The 3,457-nt window shown below is 68.7% G+C and carries 4 protein-coding genes; 2 read left to right on the forward strand and 2 right to left on the reverse strand.

The genetic code is table 11. The features are described 5' to 3' along the window. Positions 1-132: 132 nt before the first annotated feature. Complete coding sequence (locus QZY44_RS23725) at positions 133-471, forward strand: ATP-binding protein (protein ID WP_295453766.1); 339 nt, start codon at positions 133-135, stop codon at positions 469-471. Between the two features lie 16 nt (positions 472-487). On the opposite strand, the gene QZY44_RS23730 is transcribed toward QZY44_RS23725, so the two are convergent. Further along, entirely contained in the window at positions 488-2,548 is a 2,061-nt protein-coding gene (locus QZY44_RS23730; protein WP_295453769.1) for a recombinase family protein, read from the reverse strand. Further along, on the reverse strand, positions 2,541-2,735 hold the full coding sequence (locus QZY44_RS23735; RefSeq protein WP_295453773.1) for a hypothetical protein: 195 nt from the start codon (positions 2,733-2,735) through the stop codon (positions 2,541-2,543). Before QZY44_RS23735 ends, QZY44_RS23730 begins: the two co-directional genes overlap by 8 nt. A 297-nt stretch (positions 2,736-3,032) precedes the next feature. On the opposite strand from QZY44_RS23735, the gene QZY44_RS23740 reads away from it, so the two are divergent. Next, positions 3,033-3,457, forward strand: a 425-nt coding sequence (locus QZY44_RS23740) for an ATP-binding protein (protein ID WP_295453776.1), incomplete at its 3' end; no start/stop codon positions are given.

Consider the following 3,457-nt stretch of genomic DNA (forward strand, 5'->3'; position numbering starts at 1 on the left):
GACCGAGACGCTTTATACCCCGACCGCCGGGCATTGTCCAGGGTTGTGGACAACCATCGCTTGCAACAGCGGATCCTGGCTAGAACGGTTCCGCCCTGGTGGGTCCGCCTATTACCATTGACAGGACCGACCATGCTCAATCATCCGACCCACGAACGGCTGGTCCAACTGCGCCTCCTCGGCATGGCCCAGGCGCTCACCGAGCAGGCCCACCTGCCGGACCTCCAGGCCCTGACCTTCGAGGAACGCCTCGGCCTCTTGGTCGACCGCGAGGTCACCGAGCGCCACCAGCGCCAGACCAGCAGCCGGCTGCGCCGCGCCCGGCTCAAGCAAGCCGCGGTGGCCGAGGACATCGATTACCGCCACCCCCGGGGTCTGGACCGCGCTGTGTTTCGGCGCCTGCTCACCGGTGACTGGATCCGTGGCCACCAGACGGTGCTGATCACCGGCCCCACCGAGCCGACGACATGATGCACACCTCTCCACGTTATTGAAAATCCAGACATGCTTGGCGCGGATCGCGCGTTAGCGGAGCCCCGCGCTCGCCGGTCTGCGGCAGCGCCTCGAGGTCGGCGATACGGATCATCCAAGGCGCTCCCGGACAGGGCTGGCGCGCCGTCAAACGCCGCTCGCGGATCCACCGCAACACCGTCATCGCACTCGTACCCAGCCGCTGCGCCGCCTCGTGCAGGTTGACCTCCTCGCGCTCGCCCCGCTCGCCTTGGCGATAGACGGCGATGCCGTGATCGCCGCGCCAGCTGCGCACCCGCGCCTCCGTCCAGGTATGGCCCTTCGCCGTGCGTTTGCCCAGGCGATTGAGCAGACTCGCAATGCCGGAATCGGGCAGCAACCGGGCCAGCTCCGCGATCAGCTCGGCGGTGTCGCGATCGGTCGCCCAGCGATGCTCGCCGGTGCGATTCTTGCGCACCCGCAGCTCCGTGTGGTCGCCGCCTTGCCAGTGCACGAGCGCGACGAGCGTGGTTTCCTCGACATCGACGACGATCTCCCGGATCAGGGTGCGCAGGATCCGCTTGCGGGTCTCGGGGCTCGCGCCCGGATGGTTCCACACCCGCTCGAGGTCCGCCCCCAGGGCGAGCAACCGCTCGCGCTCCGACGCCAGCGGCGGTAGCGGCTGCGCCGACTCGGCGCCGGCCAGCGTTCGCTCCAGGCGCTCGACGTCCGCCAAACGCACGTTCCAACGCCGTTCCAGCTCGGCGGCCACCAACCGGTGGTCCGGATCAACCGCATCGTACTGGCGCCGAGCGCGGGCGACTTCGTAGCGCGCTTGCTCCAGCGCGAGCTCCGCTTGCCGGCGCCGCTCGCCGGCCTCCGTCTGCTGCCGTTCAAGCGCCTGTAGGGCCGCCGCGATCCCTTCGGGCTGCAACAGCCGCAGCGCCTCGGCCCCAACCGCCGCATCAATGCGCAGCGCCCCGAACGAGATGCAGGGCGCGGCCACACCGTGGTTAACCCGGGCGCCCCGACAGTGATAGCGAGCCGTGTTTCCACCGGTGCCGCTATAGGCGACGTGCAGCTTGCGCCCGCAGCGCCGACAGCGCAGCAATCCCGCCAGCTGGGCTTCGCCGCGACGTACCGCACCGCGCGCCATCTCGCCTTTCATACTCGCGTTGTCCGCAATCATGCGCTGGTTGCGCTCATAGGTGTCCCAGTCGATATAGCCGTCGTGGCGGTCCCGGATCAGGATCGTCCAGTCCGCGGGAGAGCGGCGCACGCCGCGCACGATGCGCTTGCGCGAGGCTTCGATGCGCACCCGACTCATGGTGCGCCCGAATGCGTACGCTCCCGCATAGACCGGGTTCGTCAGTAGCTTATGCACGGCCGGGTAGCCCGGCAACCGCCACGCGATCGCGCGACCCTCGGGGCCATAGTGCACCGCCGGCAGCGCGATGCCCTCTTGGCGCAGCCAGACGAGCACCTGGCGCACGCTCTGCAGGCCAGCGAACTTGGCGAAGACCAGTCCGATGGCTTCGCGCACCCGCAGGTCCGGGTCTTTCTCCAGACGATTCCCGGCGGTGCGCACGTAGCCGACGGCGACGCTGGTATACAGCTCGCCGCGGCGCGCTTTGAGCAACAGCGCTTCATGGGCGCGCTGGCGCAGGATCGAGAGCTCCATTTCCGAGAGGGTGCCTTTCATCCCGAGCAATAGGCGGTCGTTGGGCAAACGCGGGTCGTAGGCGCCTTCCTCGTCGACGATCGCCGTCCCCACCAGGGCGCAGAATTCGAGCAGAGTATGCCAGTCGCGTCCGTTACGCGCGAGCCGCGAGGCCTCGACGGCCACCACGGCGCCGACCTCCCCGCAGCAAATCGCCGCGAGCAGCCGCTCGAAACCGGGACGGGCGATGCCACTACCCGAGCGCCCGAGGTCTTCGTCGATCACTTCGACATCGGCGAAGCCGAGGGCGTGCGCGCGCTCGACCAGCCCGTATTGCCGCCGCCGGCTTTCGCGATGGTGCTGCACCTGGTCGGGCGTCGACTGGCGGATATACACGAACGCTTTGCGCCCGAGCTGCTCGGCGTCGAGTTTACTCATCGCCGCGCTCCTCGTCGTGCTGCGCACTCGGGGGCAGCCGCTCCTGCGCCTCGAACGCCGCGACTTGGCGCAGCAGCTCGCCCAGCAGTGTCCGCAGCCGCACTCGCGTCTCCTGCCCGACCGGGTACCGCGGGCTCGGCGGATGGTCGAAGAGGCTCAATTGGGCCGGTAGACGGGACTTGTTCATACAGACTCTCTCCGCGGGCGGGATCGCCCACGGCAGAGGATAGGAACAGGTCCAGCAAGTCCCTTAACTCCCGTAACGTCTCCAGCGGCCAGCGCGGTCGCTCGCCCAACGTCGGCGACGGCGCCTGCGGGTCGCACATCCAAGCCGGTAGCAGCGCGCGACTGCCGTCGGGCTGGACGACCAGCACAAAGGGCTCGCCGCGGGAGCGCACCCTGCCGAGGATTTGCACGGTCTCTCCGGCGCGGGGGTGGAACGGGTAATGGATACGCGCTTCGGCAGCGCGATATTGAGCAGTATGTGGCTGGTCCGATCGGGGTCGGCAAGAGCCATTTGGCGGTGGCCCTGGGCCGCGAGGGCATCGCCCGCGGCTACTCGGTGCTGTTCACCACCGCCACGGTGCTCATGACCACGCTGAGCCAGGCGCACGCCCAGGGCCGCTTGGATGAGCGCCTGAGCCATTACAGCAAACCCAAGCTGCTGATCATCGACGAACTCGGCTACCTGCCGTTCGCCCCGCACGCCGCGCACCTGTTCTTTCAGCTGGTCTCCCGACGCTACGAGCGCGGCAGCCTGCTGGTGACCTCCAACCGCAGCGTCGGGGAGTGGGGCGAGGTGTTCGGCGACCCGGTGGTGGCCACCGCCATCCTCGATCGCCTGCTGCACCACAGCCACGTGATCACCATCCGGGGCGAGAGCTACCGGCTGCGCGAGAAACGCCGCGC

It is taken from the genome of uncultured Thiodictyon sp. (genome assembly GCA_903837595.1).
GTDB lineage: Bacteria > Pseudomonadota > Gammaproteobacteria > Chromatiales > Chromatiaceae > Thiodictyon.